This window comes from Streptomyces sp. 184, assembly GCF_045781775.1.
Taxonomy (GTDB): domain Bacteria; phylum Actinomycetota; class Actinomycetes; order Streptomycetales; family Streptomycetaceae; genus Streptomyces.
Map to the genome: position 1 here is coordinate 1,478,185 of NZ_CP123230.1, position 20,323 is coordinate 1,498,507.

17 protein-coding genes and 1 riboswitch are annotated in these 20,323 nt (G+C 71.4%); of the genes, 8 read left to right on the plus strand and 9 right to left on the minus strand.

The features are described from left to right. Positions 1-37: 37 nt before the first annotated feature. From QBL21_RS06470 to QBL21_RS06495, 6 genes are all read right to left on the minus strand, one after another. Positions 38-1,063: a ribonucleotide-diphosphate reductase subunit beta gene (locus QBL21_RS06470; protein WP_407561018.1), complete on the minus strand. Its 1,026-nt coding sequence runs from the start codon at positions 1,061-1,063 to the stop codon at positions 38-40. Continuing rightward, a complete protein-coding gene (locus tag QBL21_RS06475; RefSeq protein ID WP_407561019.1) occupies positions 1,054-3,474 on the minus strand; it encodes a ribonucleoside-diphosphate reductase subunit alpha in 2,421 nt (806 codons plus the stop codon). Before QBL21_RS06475 ends, QBL21_RS06470 begins: the two co-directional genes overlap by 10 nt. Positions 3,475-3,598: 124 nt before the next feature. Continuing rightward, a riboswitch (cobalamin riboswitch) is annotated at positions 3,599-3,745 on the minus strand. Positions 3,746-3,803: 58 nt separating this feature from the next. Further along, a complete protein-coding gene (locus tag QBL21_RS06480) occupies positions 3,804-4,322 on the minus strand; it encodes a GNAT family N-acetyltransferase (protein ID WP_407561020.1) in 519 nt (172 codons plus the stop codon). 142 nt (positions 4,323-4,464) lie between these two features. After that, positions 4,465-4,668, minus strand: a complete 204-nt coding sequence (locus QBL21_RS06485; protein ID WP_407561021.1) for a YbdD/YjiX family protein — start codon at positions 4,666-4,668, stop codon at positions 4,465-4,467. Next, a complete protein-coding gene (locus QBL21_RS06490) occupies positions 4,665-6,923 on the minus strand; it encodes a carbon starvation CstA family protein (protein ID WP_407561022.1) in 2,259 nt (752 codons plus the stop codon). The genes QBL21_RS06485 and QBL21_RS06490 overlap by 4 nt, the downstream gene beginning before the upstream one ends. A gap of 265 nt (positions 6,924-7,188) precedes the next feature. Beyond that, positions 7,189-7,995 (minus strand): GntR family transcriptional regulator, encoded by an 807-nt coding sequence (locus QBL21_RS06495; RefSeq protein WP_407561023.1) that lies wholly within the window; start codon positions 7,993-7,995, stop codon positions 7,189-7,191. A gap of 317 nt (positions 7,996-8,312) precedes the next feature. Between QBL21_RS06495 and QBL21_RS06500 the strand changes: the two genes are divergently transcribed. From QBL21_RS06500 to QBL21_RS06520, 5 genes are all read left to right on the plus strand, one after another. After that, on the plus strand, positions 8,313-9,599 hold the full coding sequence (locus QBL21_RS06500) for an extracellular solute-binding protein (RefSeq protein WP_407561024.1): 1,287 nt from the start codon (positions 8,313-8,315) through the stop codon (positions 9,597-9,599). A gap of 90 nt (positions 9,600-9,689) precedes the next feature. Further along, a complete protein-coding gene (locus tag QBL21_RS06505) occupies positions 9,690-10,670 on the plus strand; it encodes a carbohydrate ABC transporter permease (protein WP_407561025.1) in 981 nt (326 codons plus the stop codon). Beyond that, positions 10,667-11,497, plus strand: a complete 831-nt coding sequence (locus QBL21_RS06510) for a carbohydrate ABC transporter permease (RefSeq protein WP_407561026.1) — start codon at positions 10,667-10,669, stop codon at positions 11,495-11,497. Before QBL21_RS06505 ends, QBL21_RS06510 begins: the two co-directional genes overlap by 4 nt. 60 nt (positions 11,498-11,557) lie before the next feature. Then, positions 11,558-13,123, plus strand: coding sequence for a glycoside hydrolase family 3 protein (locus QBL21_RS06515; protein ID WP_407561027.1), 1,566 nt, complete (start codon positions 11,558-11,560; stop codon positions 13,121-13,123). A gap of 47 nt (positions 13,124-13,170) precedes the next feature. Further along, positions 13,171-14,220, plus strand: coding sequence for an SIS domain-containing protein (locus QBL21_RS06520; protein ID WP_407561028.1), 1,050 nt, complete (start codon positions 13,171-13,173; stop codon positions 14,218-14,220). Between the two features lie 80 nt (positions 14,221-14,300). Here the strand turns inward: QBL21_RS06520 and QBL21_RS06525 are convergent, their stop codons facing one another. After that, entirely contained in the window at positions 14,301-15,053 is a 753-nt protein-coding gene (locus QBL21_RS06525) for an SDR family oxidoreductase (RefSeq protein ID WP_407561029.1), read from the minus strand. 80 nt (positions 15,054-15,133) lie between these two features. On the opposite strand from QBL21_RS06525, the gene QBL21_RS06530 reads away from it, so the two are divergent. Continuing rightward, positions 15,134-15,766, plus strand: a complete 633-nt coding sequence (locus QBL21_RS06530) for a TetR/AcrR family transcriptional regulator (RefSeq protein WP_407561030.1) — start codon at positions 15,134-15,136, stop codon at positions 15,764-15,766. A gap of 341 nt (positions 15,767-16,107) precedes the next feature. Further along, complete coding sequence (locus QBL21_RS06535; RefSeq protein WP_407561031.1) at positions 16,108-17,589, plus strand: sensor histidine kinase; 1,482 nt, start codon at positions 16,108-16,110, stop codon at positions 17,587-17,589. A gap of 266 nt (positions 17,590-17,855) precedes the next feature. Here the strand turns inward: QBL21_RS06535 and QBL21_RS06540 are convergent, their stop codons facing one another. Together QBL21_RS06540 and QBL21_RS06545 are read right to left on the minus strand one after the other, a co-directional pair. After that, on the minus strand, positions 17,856-18,113 hold the full coding sequence (locus tag QBL21_RS06540; protein WP_018835069.1) for a WhiB family transcriptional regulator: 258 nt from the start codon (positions 18,111-18,113) through the stop codon (positions 17,856-17,858). A 317-nt stretch (positions 18,114-18,430) separates the two neighbouring features. Further along, entirely contained in the window at positions 18,431-19,399 is a 969-nt protein-coding gene (locus tag QBL21_RS06545; protein ID WP_407561032.1) for a diacylglycerol/lipid kinase family protein, read from the minus strand. Positions 19,400-19,479: 80 nt separating this feature from the next. Here QBL21_RS06545 and QBL21_RS06550 point away from each other — a divergent pair, with 80 nt between their 5' ends. Next, positions 19,480-20,259 (plus strand): hypothetical protein, encoded by a 780-nt coding sequence (locus tag QBL21_RS06550; protein WP_407561033.1) that lies wholly within the window; start codon positions 19,480-19,482, stop codon positions 20,257-20,259. Positions 20,260-20,323: the final 64 nt, after the last annotated feature.

The window sequence follows — 20,323 nt, forward strand, 5'->3', positions numbered from 1 at the left end:
ACCCGCCCCTCGCGGCGGGTCCGGCCGGCCCGGCGGTTCAGAACTCGTCGTCGAACGCGACCGAGCCCTCCACCGCCACCTGGTACGCGGACGGGCGGCGCTCGAAGAAGTTCGTCAGCTCCTGCACGTCCTGCAACTCCATGAACGCGAAGGGGTTCTGCGACCCGTACGCCGGCGCGAGGCCCAGCCGGGCGAGCCGCTGGTCGGCCACGCACTCCAGATACGCGCGCATCGACTCGGTGTTCATCCCCGCGAGGCCCTCGCCGCACAGGTCCCGCGCGAACTGGAGCTCCGCCTGCACCGCCTCGTCGAGCATGTCGCGCACCTGCCGGCCCAGCTCCTCGTCGAAGAGGTCGGGCTCCTCCTCGCGGACCGTGTCGACCACGGAGAACGCGAAGTCCATGTGCATGCTCTCGTCGCGGAACACCCAGTTCGTGCCCGTCGCCAGACCGTGCAGCAGGCCGCGGGAGCGCAGCCAGTAGACGTACGCGAACGCGCCGTAGAAGAACAGGCCCTCGATGCAGGCGGCGAAGCAGATCAGGTTGAGCAGGAAGCGGCGGCGGTCCTCCCGGGTCTCCAGCCGGTCGATGTTCTCCACGGAGTCCATCCAGCGGAAGCAGAACTGCGCCTTCTCGCGGATCGACGGGATGTTCTCCACGGCGGCGAACGCCGCGGCCCGCTCGTCCGGGTCGGGCAGGTAGGTGTCGAGCAGCGTCAGGTAGAACTGGACGTGCACGGCCTCCTCGAAGAGCTGGCGGGAGAGGTAGAGGCGGGCCTCGGGCGAGTTGATGTGCTTGTAGAGCGTGAGCACCAGGTTGTTCGCCACGATCGAGTCGCCGGTGGCGAAGAACGCCACCAGCCGCCCGATGAGGTGCTGTTCGCCCGGCGAGAGCTTGGCGAGGTCGGACACGTCGGAGTGGAGGTCGACCTCCTCCACCGTCCAGGTGTTCTTGATCGCGTCCCGGTAGCGCTCGTAGAAGTCCGGGTAGCGCATGGGCCGCAGGGTCAGCTCGAAGCCGGGGTCGAGCAGGTTCTTGGCCTCGGTGGCGGTGGTCACTGGCATGCCTCGCAGGTCTCGGGGTTCTCCAGGGAGCAGGCGACGGCGTCGTCGGCGTGCGGCTGCTGGACGGGCAGGGGTACGGGGCCGGGGCCGGCGGTCGCGTCGGCGGGCGCGGCGGCGCGGGCCGAGCGGGCGATCCGGGTCGCGGGGCGGGAGCGCAGGTAGTACGTGGTCTTCAGCCCGGACTTCCAGGCGTAGGCGTACATCGAGCTGAGCTTGCCGATGGTCGGCGCGGCCATGAAGAGGTTCAGCGACTGGGCCTGGTCGAGATAGGGCGTACGGGCCGCGGCCATGTCGATCAGCGCGCGCTGCGGCAGCTCCCACGCCGTGCGGTAGCGCGCCCGGACCTCCTCGGGGATCCAGCTCAGCTCCTGTACGGACCCGTCGTGCTCGCGCAGCGCCTCGCGGGTCTGCGCGTCCCACACCCCCAGCGCCTTCAGCTCGGCCACCAGGTAGGAGTTGACCTGGAGGAACTCGCCGCTCAGCGTCTCGCGCTTGAAGAGGTTGGAGACCTGCGGCTCGATGCACTCGTAGACACCGGCGATGGAGGCGATCGTCGCGGTCGGCGCGATGGCCAGCAGCAGCGAGTTGCGCAGGCCGGTCTCCGAGATCCGGGTGCGCAGCGCGGTCCAGCGCTCCGGCCAGGTCACGTCGGCCGCGGGGTAGTGGTCGGGGTGCAGCACCCCGCGGGCGGCGCGGGTGCGGGACCAGGCCGGGTGCGGGCCGTGCCGCTCGGCGAGGTCGGCGGAGGTGGCGTACGCGGCGAGCATGATGCGCTCGGCGATCCGCGTGGACAGCGCGCGCGCCCCGGGGGAGTCGAACGGCAGCCGCAGCCGGAAGAAGACGTCCTGGAGCCCCATCACGCCCAGGCCCACCGGCCGCCAGCGGGAGTTGGAGGCGGCGGCCTGCTCGGTGGGGTAGAAGTTGACGTCCACGACCCGGTCGAGGAACGTCACGGCGGTACGGACCGTGGCGTCCAGCCGCTCCCAGTCCATCTCGCCCTCCGGGCCGAGGTGGGCGGCGAGGTTGACCGACCCCAGGTTGCACACCGCGGTCTCGCCGTCGTCCGAGACCTCCAGGATCTCGGTGCACAGGTTCGAGGAGTGCACGACGGCGCCGGGCTCCGCGGTCTGGTTGGCGGTGCGGTTGGCGGCGTCCTTGAAGGTCATCCAGCCGTTGCCGGTCTGCGCGAGGGTACGCATCATCCGGCCGTAGAGCTGCCGCGCCTGGACCTGCTTGACGTACCGCCCCTCGGCCTCCGCCCGCGCGTACGCCGCGTCGAAGGCGGCGCCGTAGAGGTCGGTCAGCTCGGGCACCTCGGCGGGCGAGAACAGCGACCAGACGCCGTCGGCCTCGACGCGGCGCATGAACTCGTCCGGGATCCAGTGCGCGAGGTTGAGGTTGTGGGTGCGGCGGGCCTCCTCGCCGGTGTTGTCCCGCAGCTCCAGGAACTCCTCGACGTCGGCGTGCCAGGGCTCCAGGTAGACGCAGGCGGCGCCCTTGCGCTTGCCGCCCTGGTTCACGGCGGCGACGGAGGCGTCCAGGGTGCGCAGGAACGGGACGATGCCGTTGGAGTGGCCGTTGGTGCCGCGGATCAGCGAGCCGCGGGAGCGGACCCGGGTGAAGGGGATGCCGATGCCGCCGGAGTGCTTGGACAGCCGGGCGACCTGGTGGTAGCGCTCGTAGATCGAGTCCAGCTCGTCTAGCGGGGAGTCCAGCAGGTAGCAGGACGACATCTGCGGGTGGCGGGTGCCGGAGTTGAACAGCGTGGGGGAGGAGGGCAGGTAGCCGAGGCGGCTCATCAGCCCGTACAGCTCGGCGACCTCGCTCACGGCGGCGTCGGACCGGTCGGCGGCGAGGCCGCAGGCGACGCGGAGGAAGAAGTGCTGGGCGGTCTCGATGACGGCGCGCTCGGTGGGGTGGCGCAGCAGGTAGCGGGTGTAGACCGTGCGCAGGCCGAAGTAGCCGAACAGGTCGTCGCGGCCCTCGGCGACGGCCTCGTCCACCAGGGCGTCGAGGCGCGCGGCGTGCCGCCGTACGAAGTCGGCGGTGGCGTCGGCGACGATGCCCTCGCGGTGGCCCACCTCGATCGCGGCGGAGAAGCAGGTGGCGCCCTGGCCCGCCGCCTCCTCGGCGACGGCCCGGGTCAGCAGCCGGGCGGCCAGCCGCGAGTACTCCGGCTCCTCGGCGATCAGCGCCGCCGCGGCCTCGGTGGCCAGCTCCCGCAACTCCGCCTCCCCGGAGCCGGGGTGGCGCCCGCGCAGCGCGCCCGCGGCGACCCTGGCGGGGTCGGTGGCGGGCAGGTCGGCGGTCAGCTCGGCGAGGGTGCGGGTGAGCGCGGCGGCCGGGCCGTCGTCGGCACGGGGGGTGGCTGAGGCGGGCTCCGTAAGCACGGCCGGTGGTGCGATCGTCAAGGTGCTGCTCTCCCTCGCTCGGCGGGGCCGCGCGGCAGAGGCTGCGGTACGGGCGCACGCGGGCATGCCAGACACCGCCTGAGGCGGACCCGCTTGCGTCCGTGAGCCCAATCCACGAGACCCGGACGTCATCGATCGCTGCCGGAGGTTCTCGGGCTCACGACGTACGGACACACCGGCGCGTGGCGGGCATGGCGGCACCTCGCTTACCGTTGCGGGACAGCTCCGGACTTCCACCGGATTCCCCTGCTCGGCAGCTAGGACGAGCATACATCTAGTGGCTCGTCAGGGAACCACCCCTATATGTTGTGTCGCGTGTCGGTCGTGCGTCAGAGGTCCGCGACGAAGGCCCAGAGCGGGAGATCGGGCAGCGGGTACCAGTCGCGCTCGGGGGCGCGTATGAACCCCATGCGCCCGTACAGCCGGTGGGCCGGGGCCATGTCCGGGGTGCTGGAGATCACCACCCGGTGCGCGCCCAGCTCCCGGGACCGGTCCAGACAGGCCCGTACGAGCGCTTCGCCCACACCCCGGCCGCGCGCCTCCCGCGCCACCGCCAGCATCCGGAACTCGCCCTCCCCGGGCCCGCTCAGCTCCGCGAACGGCGACCCCGCCGTCACGAAGGTCACACTGCCCAGCACCCGCCCGCCGTCCGGCCGGCCGTCCCCGTCGACCGCGACCAGCACCTCGGCGCGCTCCGCCGCCGCCCGGGCGCGCACGTTGCGCAGCTCGTGCACATAGCCGTCGTCCTCGCCGAACGTCAGCAGCCCGTCCGCCAGATACGCCTGGGCGACCAGCTCACCGGCTTGCTCGTACTCCTCCGGCCGCACCGGCCGCACCGTGAAGTCCATGCCTGAAAGTGTGCCCTGCCCCACCGACAACGGGCCGCCGCCCCCGGAAACCGGGGGACGGCGGCCTGGGGGTACCGCCCACGCGCGCGCAGCGCGCAGTGGGGGAGCCCACCGCGGTCGGCTGCTGCCCGCCGCACCGCTCTCAGCAGCAGCGGAAGCCCTTGCGCGGGTCGTCGCCCGCGTCCGTGCGCATCCGCTCGAACTCGCGCCGGCCGGGCACCTTCGCCTCGGGGTCGTGGCGGCGCAGGTGCTCGACGTAGCGCTCGTACGCCGTGTCGCCGATCACCTCGCGGACGTACCACCAGACCTTGCGCCCGGCCGCCGCCAGCGTCGCCGTGCCCGTCACGAGCCCGCCCCGTCCTGCTTGCCGCCGCCGGCGCCACCGGCACCGCCGCCGCCACTGCCGCCGCCGGCGCCCGGTCCCGTGCCCGGCTTGAAGCCGCCGCCGCTGCCGAGCCCTGCCGCGGCCAGCTCCGCCTTCTCCTCCTTGGTCGGGATGAGCTGCGCCGGCGCGATGAACGACGACTCGTGGTACGGCTCCTCGTGGCTGACCACCGACTTCGGGTCGCGCAGCGACTTCACGCACACCCGGGCCGCGTCCAGGATCACGACGATCACCAGCAGCGCGAAGACGGCGGACAGCACGCCGTCGACCGTCGTGTTGGTGACGATCGTCTCGGCGTCCTCCAGCTCCTGCCCGGACAGCTTGCCGGAGTCGATGCCCTCCTGCGCCACGTCGCCCTGGGCGAAGAAGCCGACCCGCGGGTCGTCCGAGAACACCTTCTGCCAGCTCGCGGTGAGCGTCACCACCGCGACCCAGATCAGCGGGATGCCCGTCACCCACGCCCATTTCAGCCGCCCCGACTTGATCAGCAGTGTGGTGCAGATCGTCAGCGCGACCGCGCCGAGCAACTGGTTGGTGATGCCGAAGAGCGGGAAGAGCTGGTTGATGCCGCCGAGGGGGTCGTTGACGCCGACCCACAGGAAGTAGCCCCACAGGCCCACGACCACCGCGCTGGTGCCGATGAGCCCCGGCCACCAGCTCACGCGCTTGAGCGGCTTGTAGACGTTGCCCAGGGTGTCCTGGAGCATGAAGCGGCCCACCCGGGTGCCCGCGTCCAGCGCGGTCAGGATGAACAGCGCCTCGAACATGATCGCGAAGTGGTACCAGAACGCCTTGAGGCTGTCCCCGGTCACGTTGGAGAAGATCTCCGAGACGCCGAGGGCGAAGGTCGGTGCGCCGCCGGTACGGGAGAGCAGCGACGGCTCCTCGACGGAGTCGGCCGCCGCCTGTAGTGCCGCCGGTGTGATCTCCCAGCCGAGGCCCTGGATCGCCTCCGACGCCGACTGCGCGGTGTCGCCGATCACCGTGGGCGCCGAGTTCATCGCGAAGTACAGCCCCGGGTCGAGCACGCAGGCGGCGATCATCGCGACGATCGCCACGGAGGACTCCATCAGCATGGAGCCGTAGCCGATCATCCGTACCTGCGTCTCCTTCTGCACCATCTTCGGCGTGGTGCCGGAGGAGATGAGGGAGTGGAAGCCGGACAGGGCGCCGCAGGCGATGGTGATGAAGACGAACGGGAACAGCGAGCCGGCGAAGACCGGTCCCGTGCCCTCGGTGGCGAAGTCGGTGACGCCCTCCATCTTCAGCGTCGGCGCGGCCACGAGCACGCCGATGAACAGCAGCGCGATGGTGCCGAGCTTCATGAACGTCGACAGGTAGTCGCGTGGCGCGAGCAGCGTCCACACCGGCAGCACCGAGGCGATGAAGGCGTAGATCACCATCCAGATGACCAGCGACTCCTTGCTCAGCGTGAACGTGTCCGCGAGCGAGGACTCGGCCACCCAGCGCCCCGCGACCAGCGCGAGCAGCAGCAGGGCGATGCCGATCAGCGACACCTCGGCGACCCGGCCCGGCCGGATCATCCGCAGGTAGAAGCCCATGAAGAGGGCGATCGGGATCGTCATGCCGATGGAGAACGTGCCCCAGGGGGACTCCGCCAGCGCGTTGACGATCACCAGCGCCAGCACCGCCAGCAGGATGATCATGATCGCGAACACGGCGACCAGCGCGGCCGCGCCGCCCACCGGGCCGATCTCCTCGCGCGCCATCTGGCCCAGCGAACGGCCGTTGCGGCGGGTGGAGAAGAACAGCACCACCATGTCCTGGACCGCGCCCGCGAAGATCACGCCCGCGACGATCCAGATCGTGCCCGGCAGGAAGCCCATCTGCGCCGCCAGCACCGGGCCGACCAGCGGTCCCGCGCCGGAGATCGCGGCGAAGTGGTGGCCGAGGAGCACCCGGCGGTCGGTCGGCTGGTAGTCGATGCCGTTGTCGAGCCGCTCGGCGGGGGTGGCGCGCGTCTTGTCCGCCTTGAGCACGCGGTAGGCGATGAACTTCGAGTAGAAGCGGTAGCCGATGGCGTACGAGCCGAGGGCCGCGGCCACCATCCACGCCGCGGAGACCTCCTCGCCCCGGGAGAGCGCGAGCACGGTCCAGCCGAGCGCCCCCACCAGGGCGACGGCGGTCCAGAGGATCACGCTCTTCGGTTCCGGGCGCGGCCTTCGCGGCGCGTCCGGGGGTGCTTGCACAGTCATGGCGGCTCCGTCCCCTGAGCACTCACATCTCTTGCAATGCGCTCGAAAATGTAGAGCAGGGTGGGGCCGCCGTCACTAGGGTGCGCCGTCGCTATCCGATCACGAAAGTCCCCGGCCGGGGCGCTGCGGCGGCCGGCTGCGCCGGGGCCGGGGCGGTGGCCGGCCCCGGCGGGGCTCAGCGCTCCTCGGGGTTGGGTCCCGCGGTGGCGGGGGACGCGTGCGGCGGGCCCGGCGCTGGGCCGGGCCCGCCGTCGTGCGGATCCGCTCAGCCCACCGGGCGCCGGAGGCGGGCGACGAACTTGTAGCGGTCGCCGCGGTAGACCGACCGGACCCACTCCACGGGCTCGCCCTGGGTGTCGAGCGAGTGCCGCGAGAGCATCAGCATCGGCAGCCCCGTGTCCGTGCCCAGCAGCCCCGCCTCGCGGGGCGTGGCGAGCGAGGTCTCGATGGTCTCCTCGGCCTCGGCCAGGTGGACGTCGTAGACCTCGGCGAGCGCGGTGTAGAGCGAGGAGTGCTTGACCAGGCTGCGGCGCAGCGCGGGGAAGCGCTTCGCCGACAGGTGGGTGGTCTCGATGGCCATCGGCTCGCCGTTGGCCAGCCGCAGCCGCTCGATACGCAGCACGCGTCCGCCGGGGGTGATGTCGAGCCGCTCGGCGAGCTGGTCGCCGGCGGTGACGTAGCCGATGTCCAGGAGCTGCGAGGTGGGTTCGAGGCCCTGGGCCCGCATGTCCTCGGTGTACGAGGTCAGTTGGAGGGCCTGCGACACCTTGGGCTTGGCCACGAACGTGCCCTTGCCCTGGATCCGCTCCAGCCGCCCCTCCACGACCAGCTCCTGTAGGGCCTGGCGCACGGTCGTACGGGAGGTGTCGAACTCGGAGGCGAGCGTGCGCTCCGGTGGCACCGGGGTGCCGGGAGGCAGGGTCTCGGTCATCTCCAGCAAGTGCCGCTTGAGCCGGTAGTACTTGGGCACCCGGGTGGTCCGCCCGGCGCTCCCCCCGGCGCGTCCCGGCTCGTCGGCTGCCGGTACCGTCGCAGCCGACGTTCCCTCGGCCGGTCCGGCGTTCGTCCTCATGACTCCTCCGTCTGGTAGCGGCTCACATCCTGGCACGGCTGGTCACCCGTCGGTGCACGCGCGGGGTGACGGGATAGCTCACATGTCGGTCCGATAACGGAAGCCGAACCAGCAGGCCGCACACCCTTGACACCCTCATTGGTCTAGGCCAGGCTTCGTTCCACGATTGGTCCAGACCAAGACCGTCAACCTGGTCTAAACCATTAAAGACCACAAGTCCACTCCACGGGCAGGGTCCGGGAGCAAGGACTTTTCGGTGGCGAATCGCTGGCGAACGACGGCAGGGGGGCGTGGGCCGGCATGTTGAGGAGGGTGACGTGAAGCGCACGGCGGTAGCGGTGCTGGCGGCGGCTGGCCTGGTGGCAAGCCTCGCCGCCTGCGGTTCTGACGATGGTGGCGAGGACGACGACAAGGGCAGTGGCCCCGGGTCGTTCAAGGGCGAGACGCTCACCTTCTGGGCCATGGACGGCTCCACACCGGACGACTGGCTGAAGGACGTCGAGGCCGAGTTCGAGAAGAAGACGGGCGCCAAGCTCGAATACAAGGTGCAGCAGTGGAACGGTATTCAGCAGAAGCTGACCACCGCGCTGTCCGAGGAGAGCCCGCCCGACGTGGTCGAGGTCGGCAACACCCAGACGCCCGCCTATGCGGCGACCGGCGGTCTGTCCGACCTGACCGAACTGAAGGAAGAGATCGGCACCGAGTGGACCGAGTCCCTCAACGAGTCGTCGATCTACGAGGGCAAGCAGTACGCCGTCCCGTGGTTCTTCGCCAACCGCGTGGTGATGTACAACAAGTCGATCTTCGAGGAAGCGGGGATCACGGAGCTTCCCAAGACCCGTGACGACCTCTTCGCGGCGTTCGACAAGATCGAGAAGAACACCGACGCCGAGCCGATCTACATGCCCGGCCAGAACTGGTACTTCTTCGACGGTCTGCTCATCGGCCAGGACGCCGAGCTGGTGAAGAAGGACGGCGACAAGTGGGTCTCCAACCTCTCCGACCCCAAGGTCGGCCAGGCGATGGAGATCTACAAGCAGTACGCCGACTACTCCACCGCGCCCAAGGACAAGGACGAGGCCACGCCCCAGCAGGGCGAGGTCTTCGGCAAGGGCAAGACCGGCGCGATCATCGGCATGGGCTGGGAGTCCGGCATCGCCATCGAGGCGAGCAAGGACAAGAACTTCGAGAAGGAGATCGGCTATTTCACCATCCCCGGTGAGACCGCCGACACCCCCGAGAGCGTCTTCCTCGGCGGCTCCAACCTCGCCATCGCCGCGGGCAGCGAGAAGCAGGAACTGGCCCAGGAGTTCCTGAAGATCGCGCTCTCCGACAAGAACGAGGGCGCCCTCGCGGCCGCCAACGGAGTGATCCCCAACAAGGACTCGCTCCAGTCGAAGCTGGAGGGCAACGAGGCGGCCGAGGCCGCGGCTCCGGCCGCCGCCGTCGGCGGCACCACGCCCCTCATCCCGGAGTGGGGCGCGGTGGAGAACACCCCCAACCCCATCAAGTCCTACATGACCGCCTTCCTCAACGGCGACTCCCACGAGGAAGCGGCCGAGTCGGTCGAGGGCGATCTGAACGAGCGCCTCGCGCAGCAGTAAGTGTCATCGGGCGGGCGGGACCGGGTACGCCCCGGCCCCGCCCGCACCCGCGGGTCCGAAACCACCTCGTCCCGAAGAGATCGCCGCATCATGACTGTGCAGATACCGAGGCCGGCCGAGAAGGTCAAAGGCCGCGCCCGTACCCAACCCCCACCGCCCGGACGCCACCGCAAGTCACAGGGAACGGCCGGCGCCCTCCCGTACCTGCTGCTGCTGCCCGCCCTGGTGCTCACCGCGGTGCTGCTCGGCTGGCCACTGATCAAGAACGGCATCCTGTCGTTCCAGCAGCTCGGCATGAAGGAGCTGATCCAGCACCTCACCGTCTGGAACGGCTTCGACAACTACACCGACGCCCTCGGCGGCGAGGACTTCTGGCGCGTCACGCTCCGGACCATCATCTTCACCGCGGTCAACGTCTCGCTCATCATGGTGCTCGGCACCCTGGTCGGGCTGCTGCTCGCCCGGCTCGGCCGCAAGATGCGGCTCACCCTGCTGATGGCGCTCGTGCTCGCCTGGGCGATGCCCATCATCGCGGCCACCACCGTCTACCAGTGGCTGTTCGCGGAGCGCTACGGCGTCGTCAACTGGATCCTGGACAAGCTCGGCTGGCACTCGATGGCCGACTACTCCTGGACCAGCAGCCAGTTCTCCACCTTCTTCGTGATCACGGTCATGCTCGTCTGGACGTCGATCCCGTTCGTGGCGATCAACCTCTACGCGGCCACGACCACGATCGCCAAGGAGCTGTACGAGGCCGCCGGGCTCGACGGCGCCGGCGCGTGGCGCACCTTCACCTCGGTGACCCTGCCGTTCATCCGGCCGTTCCTGCTCGCCACCACGTTCCTGGAGATCATCTGGATCTTCAAGGCGTTCCCGCACGTGTACGCGATCAACGGCGGCGGGCCCGACCGGCTCACCGAGACGCTGCCCGTCTACGCCTTCGTCGAGGGCGTCGGCAACCAGCACTACGGCATGGGCGCGGCCATCTCCGTACTCACCATCCTGGTCCTGATGGGGCTGACTTCGTACTACATCCGCTTGCTCATGAAGCAGGAGAGGGAAGACTCGTGAGGCGCTCGTTCTTCGGCCGCTTCTGGCCCAACGCGACGGCCATGGTGCTGTTCGTCATCTTCCTCTTCCCGGTGTACTGGATGTTCGCCACGTCCCTCAAGCCGACCGGCGACATCATCAGCGAGGACCCCGTCTGGTTCCCCCTGGACCCGACCTTCGAGCACTACCGCACGGCCTTCGACGCCGACAACTTCTGGAACTTCTGGAAGAACTCGCTCACGGTCACCCTGCTGGCGGTCGGCTTCTCGCTGATCATCGCGCTGCTGGCGTCCTTCGCCATCGCGCGGATGCGCTTCCGGGGCCGCAGCAGCCTCATCCTGGTGTTCATGTTCGCGCAGATGGCGCCCTGGGAGGTCATGGTCATCTCGGTGTACATGCTGGTGCGCGACGCGGACATGCTGAACAGCCTGGTACCGCTCACGCTCTTCTACACCGTGATGGTGCTGCCGCTGACCATCCTGACCCTGCGCAACTTCGTGGCCGCGGTGCCCAAGGACCTGGAGGAGGCGGCCATGGTCGACGGCGCCAGCCGCACCCAGGCGTTCCGCAAGGTTATCTTCCCGCTGCTCGCGCCGGGCCTGATGGCCACCTCGCTCTTCGGCTTCATCACCGCCTGGAACGAGTTCCCGATGGTGCTGGTCCTCAACAAGGAGGCCGAGGCGCAGACCCTGCCGCTGTGGCTGTCGCAGTTCCAGACCCAGTTCGGCGACGACTGGGGCGCCACCATGGCCGCCGCGTCGCTGTTCGCCCTGCCCATCCTGCTGCTCTTCCTCTACCTCCAGCGCAAGGTCACCGCCGGCCTCACCGCCGGTGCCGTGAAGGGCTGACGTACCACCCCGTAAGCTGCGGCGGTACCACCCGCCGCGGGAAGGGACAGCACGACGGCCATGACGACACTCGCAGGGAGCACCGACACCCTGACCCGGGACGCCCTCGCCGTACTCCAGCCGAGCTTCCTGGGCACCGAGCCCCCGGACTGGGTGCTGCGCCGCCTCGACGAGGGCCTGACCGGCGTCGGGCTCTTCGGCCGCAACATCGAGAACCCCGAGCAGGTCGCCCGGCTCACCGCGCGGCTGCGTGCCGCCCGGCCCGAGGTGCTGGTGGCGATGGACGAGGAGGGCGGTGACGTCACCCGCCTTGAGGTGCGTACCGGCTCCTCGTTCCCCGGCAACCTCGCCCTGGGCGCCGTCGACGACCCCGGGCTGACCCGGGCCGTCGCCCGCGAACTGGGCCGCCGGCTCGCCGAGGTCGGCGTGAACCTGGACTGGGCGCCGTCCGCGGACGTCAACTCCAACCCCGACAACCCGGTCATCGGCGCCCGCTCCTTCGGCGCCGACCCCGCGCTCGTCGCCCGGCACACCGCCGCGTACATCGAGGGCCTCCAGGACGCGGGCGTCAGCGCCTGCGCGAAGCACTTCCCCGGCCACGGCGACACCAACGTCGACTCGCACCACGCCATGCCGCGGATCGACGTCCCCGTCGACGTGCTGCACGAACGCGAGCTGGTGCCCTTCCGGGCCGCGGTCGCGGCCGGCACCAAGGCCGTGATGAGCGCGCACATCCTGCTGCCCGCCCTGCGCACCGACGTGCCCGCCACCGTCAGCCCCGCGGTGCTCACCGGCCTGCTGCGCGCCCCCGTCGCCGACGGCGGGCTCGGCTTCACCGGCCTGATCATCACGGACGCGCTGGAGATGCAGGCCATCGCCGCGACGTACGGCATCGAGGGCGGTGCCGTACGGGCCGTCGCGGCCGGCGCCGACGCGATGTGCATCGGCGCCCGCGGCGACGAGGAGATCGTGCTGCGCACCCGCGACGCCCTGGTGGCCGCGGTGCGCGGCGGGGACCTGCCCGAGGAGCGGCTGGCCGACGCCGCCGCCCGGGTACGGGCGCTGGCGGCCTGGTCGGCGACGGGCGGCGCGGTGGAGGGGATCGCGCCGGACCCCGGCGTCGGCCAGGCCGCGGCCCGCCGGGCGCTGCGCGTCACGGGGGCCGCGGACTACGTGCCGCCGGCCGGCCCGGTGTACGTCGCGGGGTTCACGCCCGTGGCCAGCATCGCGGTGGGGCAGGAGACCCCGTGGGGCGTCGGCGCGGAGCTGGAGCGCGAGCTGCCCGGCACCGAGTCCGCGGTCTTCGACGGCTCGGCGCTGGGCGCGGCGGACAGCCGGGGCGGGGACGCGGCGAGCCGGGAGGGTTTGTCGGCGCTGACCGCAAATGTGCTCGCGGCGGCGGGTGATCGTAGGATCGTCGCAGTAGTACGTGACGTCCACCGCCACCCCTGGATGGCGGACGCGCTCGACGCGCTGCTGGCCGCCCGTCCCGACACCGTCGTGGTGGAGATGGGGGTGCCGCAGGCGCCGCCGCGCGGGGCGCCGCACATCGCGACACACGGTGCCGCCCGCGTCTGCGGACGCGCCGCCGCGGAGGTCATCACCGGCAAGGGCGCCGGGGCCTGACCCCCACCGCCCGCACCACCTGACACCGCAAAACGGAGGCACCCCGCATGACTGCCGCCCAGCCGGGCCGGATCATGGCCGGCGAGATGGCCGAACAGCCCGAGGCCCTGCGCCGCGTCCTGGCGCAGGGCGCCCCGGAGATCCGCAGGGTCGCCGAGGCGATCGCCGCCCGCTCGCCGCGCTTCGTGCTGCTGACCGCGCGCGGCACGTCGGACAACGCCGCGCTGTACGCCAAGTACCTGCTGGAGGTCCAGCTCGGACTGCCCTGCGGGCTGACGTCGATGTCCACCACGACGGCGTACGAGGCCAAGCCGGACCTCGCCGACGTGCTGGTGATCACGGTCAGCCAGTCCGGCGGCTCGCCCGACCTCGTCGCCTCCACCCGCGCCGCCCGCGAGGCCGGCGCGATCACGCTGGCGGTGACGAACAACCCGGACTCCCCGCTGGCCGGCGTCAGCGAGTACCACATCGACGTCAAGGCGGGCCCGGAGAAGGCGCTGCCGGCGACCAAGACGTACACCGCCTCGCTGCTGGCGCTCTACCTCTTCGTCGAGGGCATGCGCGGCGGGCGCGGCGAGGCCGCCGCGGTGCTGCCGGAGCTGGCGGAGCAGATCCTCGCCCGGCAGGACGAGGTCAAGGCCCTGGCGCAGCGGTACCGCTTCGCCGAGCGGATGGTCCTCACCTCGCGCGGCTACGGCTACCCGACGGCCAAGGAGGCGGCGCTGAAGCTGATGGAGACGTCGTACATCCCGGCGCTCTCCTACTCCGGCGCCGACCTGCTGCACGGCCCGCTGGCCATGGTCGACAACGTCTCGCCGGTCATCGCCATCGTCACCGACGGCCGCGGCGGCGAGGCGCTCCAGCCGGTGCTCGACCGGCTGCGGGACCGCGGCGCGGACCTCGTCGTCGTCGGCCCCAGGGCGCAGGTGGACGCCGCCGCGGGGGGCTTCGTGCTGCCGACGGCGGGGGTGGCGGAGGAGGTGCAGCCGATCCTGGAGATCCTGCCGCTGCAACTGCTCGCGTACGAGGTCACCATCGCCCGCGGCCAGGACCCGGACGCGCCGCGCTCGCTGGCGAAGGTCACGGAGACCCGCTGACCCGCTGACCCGCTGACCGTGTACGGGCGACGGCCCCGGCTCCCTCGCGGAGCCGGGGCCGTCGCCCGTATCGCACCGGCCTACAGCAGCACGCCGCCGGAGACGTCGACGTACGTGCCGGTCAGCACCCCCGCGTCGCCGGAGACGAGATACGCCACCGTGTCCGCGACCTCGCTCACGTCCGGGATCCGGCCGAGCGGGGACATCGCGGCCATGCCGGCCTTGGCGTCGTCGTTGTCGCGCAGCCACGCCGCGTTCATGTCGGTGTCCAGGGCGCCGGGCGCGACCGCGTTGACGGTGATGCCCCGCTCGCCCACGGTCTTCGACAGGAACTTGGTGAAGGCGTCCACCGCGCTCTTCGTCATCGTGTACGCCAGCAGCGTGGGCATCATCGCCGCGTGCGTGGCCACCGTGGAGACGTTGACGATGCGCCCGCCGTCGCGCAGCCGGGGCAGGCCCAGCTTGGTGACGAAGAACGGCGCCTTGGTGTTCACCGCGAACAGCCGGTCGAAGTCGGGCTCCTCGGTGTCCTCGATGAGCGCCTGGAGCGCGACGCCCGCATTGTTGACGAGGATGTCGAGCCCGTCCGCGTGCCGGTCGAACTCCGCCCACAGCGCCGCCGCGTCGCCCGGCACGCCCAGCTCGGCCCTGATCGCGAACGCCTCGCCGCCGGCCGCCTCGATCGCGGCGACGGTCTCCTTCGCCGCCGCCTCGTTGCTGCCGTAGTGCACGGCGACACGCGCGCCGTCCCGCCCCAGCCGCTCCGCGATCGCCCTGCCGATGCCCCGGCTTGCGCCCGTGACCAGCGCCGTCTTGCCAGTGAGCGCGCCCATGGCTGCGCCCCCCTTTCTGTAAAGGTCGCTACAGAAAGGACCGTATCACATTAGCTAGCGGGCGCTATAGAATTGTTCCCATGGCCACCAAGCAGCGCGGGCGCCCCCGCTCCTTCGACCGCGACGAGGCGTTGGAGAAGGCCCTGCACGCCTTCTGGCAGCACGGCTACGAGGCCACGTCCGTCGCCGACCTCACCCGCGTCCTCGGCATCGGCGCGCCGAGCCTGTACGCCGCCTTCGGCGACAAGAAGGCGCTCTTCGACGCCGCGGTCGAGGCGTACGCGACGAGCGACAACGGCACGTTCATCGACCGCGCGCTGGCCGAGGAGCCCACCGCCGTCGCCGCCTTCACGCGCATCCTGCGCGAGGCCGCCGTCGGCTACACCGAACCGGACCGCCCGCGCGGCTGCATGGTGCTCAGCGTCGGCGTGAGTGCCACCACCCCCGAGGTCGTGACCAAGATGCGCGAGCTGCGCGCCCTGAACCTCGCGGTCATGACGGCCCGCGTCCAGGCCGACGTGGACGCCGGCGTGCTGCCGCCCGGGACCGACGCCGAGAAGCTCGCGACCTATGCCGGGGCCGTCCTCCAGGGCATGTCGGCGCAGGCCAGGGACGGTGCGGACCGGGAGCTGCTCCAGCGGGTGGCGGAGGTCGCCGCGGCCGGCTTCACGGCGGCGACCCGGGGCGGCCAAGTCGGTGCGTCCGGGGCGTAGACAGCCGGGAGTGGTCTAGTCCACAATGCTTGTCAGGCTTCCGCCCCTTCCGCACGACGGGGCGGAACGAGGCCCGAGACGTTCTCTGCCCTGACTGCGTCCCGGCCTCCTCACCGGTTGCGACGCCGCGGGGCCGCACACTCCGCGACGCGCGCACCGGTGCTTGGCTCCGGGCCGCGGTGCCGGACGGGTTGAGGGTCCCGGTCCTGGTACCGCGGCCCGAAGTGCGTTCCGGCGCCCCGGGCCCCTGTGCGCGGTACGGACCCGGTGTCCCCGGCCCGCACCGCCCGTCGCGGGCGAGCGGGTGTTCGCCCCGCCGGTAGGCTCCAGGGGTGCCGTCCATGAACGAACTCGTCCGCCGGCACACGGCGCTGAGCGAGACCGACCTGGAGTGGCTGCACCTCCTCGTATCGGAGTGGCAGTTGCTCGCCGACCTGTCCTTCGCCGACCTCGTGCTCTGGGTCCCGACCGTCGACGGCGCCCGCTACGTCTCCGTGGCGCAGATGCGTCCGAACACCGGCCCCACCTCGTACCAGGACGACATGGTCGGCCACACCGTCCCGCGCGGCCGGCGCCCCATGCTCGACATGGCACTCGACGAGGGCCGGATCGTGCGCGAGGGCGACCCGGAGTGGCGCGAGGAGGTGCCCGTACGGATCGAGTCCATCCCCGTGCGCCGGGAGAGCCGCGTCCTGGGCGTCATCGCCCGCAACACCAACCTGCTGACCGTGCGCACCCCCAGCCGGCTGGAGCTGACGTACCTCCAGAGCGCCTCCGACCTGGCGCAGATGATCGCCGCCGGCGCGTTCCCCTACCCCGGGCAGCAGGGCGACACGGAGACCTCGCCGCGGGTCGGCGACGGGCTGATCCGGCTCGACGCGGACGGCATCGTGCAGTACGCCTCGCCCAACGCGCTCTCCGCCTACCACCGGCTCGGCCAGGCCGCCGACCTCGTCGGCCGCCACCTCGGCCAGGCGACCTCGGAGCTGGCCATCAGCAAGGAGCCGGTGGACGAGGCGCTGGTCAAGCTCGCCAGCGGCTGGGCGCCGCGGGAGGCGGAGGTGGAGGGCAACGGCGGCGTCATCCAGCTCCGCGCGATCCCGCTGAAGCCGCGCGGGGCGCGCATCGGGTCGCTGGTGCTGCTGCGCGACGTCACCGAGATCCGGCGGCGCGAGCGCGAGTTGATGACCAAGGACGCCACCATCCGCGAGATCCACCACCGGGTGAAGAACAACCTCCAGACCGTCGCCGCCCTGCTGCGGCTCCAGTCGCGCCGGCTGGCCGCCGAGGACCCCGACGGGCGGGCCCGGGCGGCGCTGGACGAGGCGGTGCGGCGGGTCGGCTCGATCGCCATCGTGCACGAGACGCTGTCGCAGAACCTGGACGAGACCGTGGAGTTCGACGAGATCGCCGACCGGGTGGTGGCGATGGTGGCGGAGATCAACCCCGGCCGCGTGACCGGCCGCCGCACCGGCCGCTTCGGCGTGCTGAAGGCGGAGGTCGCCACGCCGCTGTCCATGGTGCTGACCGAGGTGCTCCAGAACGCCCTGGAACACGGCTTCGGGCCGGGGGAGTCGGGGCGCGTGGAGGTCACCGCGCTGCGCTCCGGCGCGCGGCAGGACAGCCGGCTGCTGGTGACCGTGCAGGACGACGGGCGGGGGCTGCCGGAGGGGTTCGACCCGGCGACGTCCGGGAGCCTGGGGCTCCAGATCGTACGCACGCTCGTCGAGGGGGAGTTGGCGGGCACGTTTTCGATGGTGCGGGCGCCGGAGGGGGGCACGCGGGTGGTGTTCGACATTCCCGTGCAACCCGAAAAGCGCTGACGCGCCGGGGGTTGGGGCGTACGGAAGTGGACGGCGCGCGTTGACGCGCGGCGGACGCGGGCGCGTGCCTCCGTACGTCCGCGCCTCCGTGTGCCCCTACGCCAACACCCGTCCGTAGGACGGCGGAAAAAGGCAGCAAAAAGCCCCGGGCCGTCGGCTCCGGGGCTCTGAGGTGCTCGTGTGTGGCTTGTGGCTGCTGCGCTGCGGCTCGGGAAGAGCGGCGCCGTGAGTCCCACGGCGCCTTCGCGCATCCGGGGGGTGTCGGGTCAGGCGCTTGCCCTGCGCGCCCGGTTGCGGGCGGCGCGGCGCTTCATCGCGCGGCGCTCGTCCTCGCTGAGGCCACCCCAGACACCGGAGTCCTGGCCGGACTCCAGCGCCCACTGCAGGCACTGCTCCATCACGGGGCAGCGACGGCAGACGGCCTTGGCTTCCTCGATTTGCAGCAGCGCAGGACCGGTGTTGCCGATCGGGAAGAAGAGCTCGGGGTCTTCCTCGCGGCAAACGGCGCTGTGACGCCAGTCCATGACTGCTCCATCTCTTCGCGTTGCTGTCAGTTGCTTGTGAATGTGAACGCTTTCACGAATCCTCCGACAAGTGAAGGGGGCCGACCAGATTTCCGGTGTGACCTTCAACATGTGGAGGGGGCGAGTGCGCCGGAGGCAGGTCCCCTGAGGGGTAGGCGCTCCAGCCGCCATGAAGAGGTTCGCAAACCTCAGCTTCGGATACAACCCCTTCCGGGAAGTTTCTTTGGATTCCTTGGTCTCAGTTGACTAAGGACCCCACTTCCAGGGGGTGAGTCGCAGCCTAAACGTTCGACTGGAAGGACTTTAGGGCCTTCCACTCACACAATCACACGCAGTGCGCGCCGTACGCCTGTGAAGGTCACGCTCGTACGCAGTCCGAGGTGGTCACCGTCCATCTGGAAAGGCAGTGGGGCCTGTGATTCCAAGGTGAAGTCGGTGAGATCGTGCAGTGACACCGCGTGCTTGCCGTGCGGCCCGCGCTCCGGCGAGGACGTGAGCAATTGGGTGCCGTAACGCAGCAGTGAGGGAGTGGAGAGCCGGGAGAGTCCGAGCACGTCGAGGGCGGTGTCGAAGGACGCGCCGGGCGTCGCGTAGAGGGGGCGGTTGCCCAGGTAGCTCCACGGCGAGGTGTTGCAGACGAGCGAGAGCACCAGTCCCTCGACGGGGTCCTCGGCCGGGCGCCGCAGCGTGATCATGCCGTGCCGGCGGTTGCCCTCGCCGAGCCACTGGCGCAGCAACTGCCGTACGTAGAGCGGGTGCGTGGACCTCCTGCCGCCCTCGCGCTTCTGCTCGACACGGCCGACGACGCCCGCGTCGAACCCCAGACCCGCGCAGAACGTGAACCAGCGCGCGGGCGCCCCCTCGTCGTCGGTGTCCGGGGTGCCGGAGGCCAGCCCGAGGCCGACGGTGCGCTCGCTGCCGGAGTGCATGGCGTCGAGCAGCGCGCCGGTGGCCTCGACCGCGTCGTTGGGCAGGCCGAGCGCGCGGGCGAAGACGTTCGTGGAGCCGCCGGGAACGACGGCCAGACGGGGGAGTTCCTCGGGCGCGGGGCCGCGGTGCAGCAGGCCGTTGACGACCTCGTTGACGGTGCCGTCGCCGCCGAGGGCGACGACGATGTCGACCTCGCCGCTGTCCGCCGCCTGCCGCGCGACGTCGCGGGCGTGGCCCCGGTACTCGGTGGTGACGGCCTCCAGCTTCAGGTCGCTGGCGAGTGCGTGGATCAGCACGTCGCGGGTCCGGGCACTGGTGTCGGTGGCGGCGGGGTTCACCACGAGGAGCGCGCGCATGGCATGCAGGTTACCTACCGAAAAGTAGACGGGCCCAGCCCAGACGTAGCGGGCCTCGGGGCCCCAGTAGGCTGGAGCGCATGAGCGGAACGCAGGGCCGGGGCGGGCGGAAGCAGGCGGCCCGGTCCGGGCGGGAGAAGACGGCCGGGGCGGGTCGGAAGAAGGCTTCGGCGGCCGGTGCGGCGAGTGCGGCCGAGGCGCCGGGCGAGGCGCCGGGCGAGGCGCCGGGCGAGGCTTCCGGCGGCACGCAGGCCAAGCGCAGGAACGCGGGGGGCAAGCCCGCGGCGAGCGCGCCGGAGGCGCGGGCCTCCGGCATGAAGGGCTCCGGAAAACCAGGCTCGGGCAAGCAGTCTGACAAGCAGGCGGGCAAGCAGCCGGGCAAGGCGTCGGCCGCGAAGAACGCCGGGGCCGGCAAGGCCGCGGCGGAGCGGGCCGGGACCGAGGAGCAGGTTGCCGAGGAGCGCGGGCCGCGTCCGCCGCGGGTGACCGTCGCCGCCGTGCTGACCGCGGTCGAGGGGGTCGTCATCGCCGCCCTCGGGGCGTACGAGCTGATCCGCGGGATCTTCGGCGAGCCGGACAGCACCCGCCAGGCCGTCTTCGGCGGGCTCACCGTGCTGGCGCTCGCCGCGCTGCCGCTGGCCGCCGCGTTCGGGCTGTGGCAGCAGCGCCGCTGGAGCCGGGGCCCCTCGATGATCACGCAGATCCTGGCGCTGCCGGTGGCCTGGGCGATGGCGTCCGCGGGCGGCGTGATGCTGCCGCTGGGGATCTCGCTGGGCGCCGTGGCGCTGGTGGCGCTCGTGTGCGTGCTCAGCCCGAGCACCGCGGAGGCGCTGGGCGTGGGGCCGGGCCGGACGGCGTAGCACCGCGGCGAGGCCGGGGGAGGGGCGTACGACCGCGTACGGCCCCCACACGGCCCGTACGCAC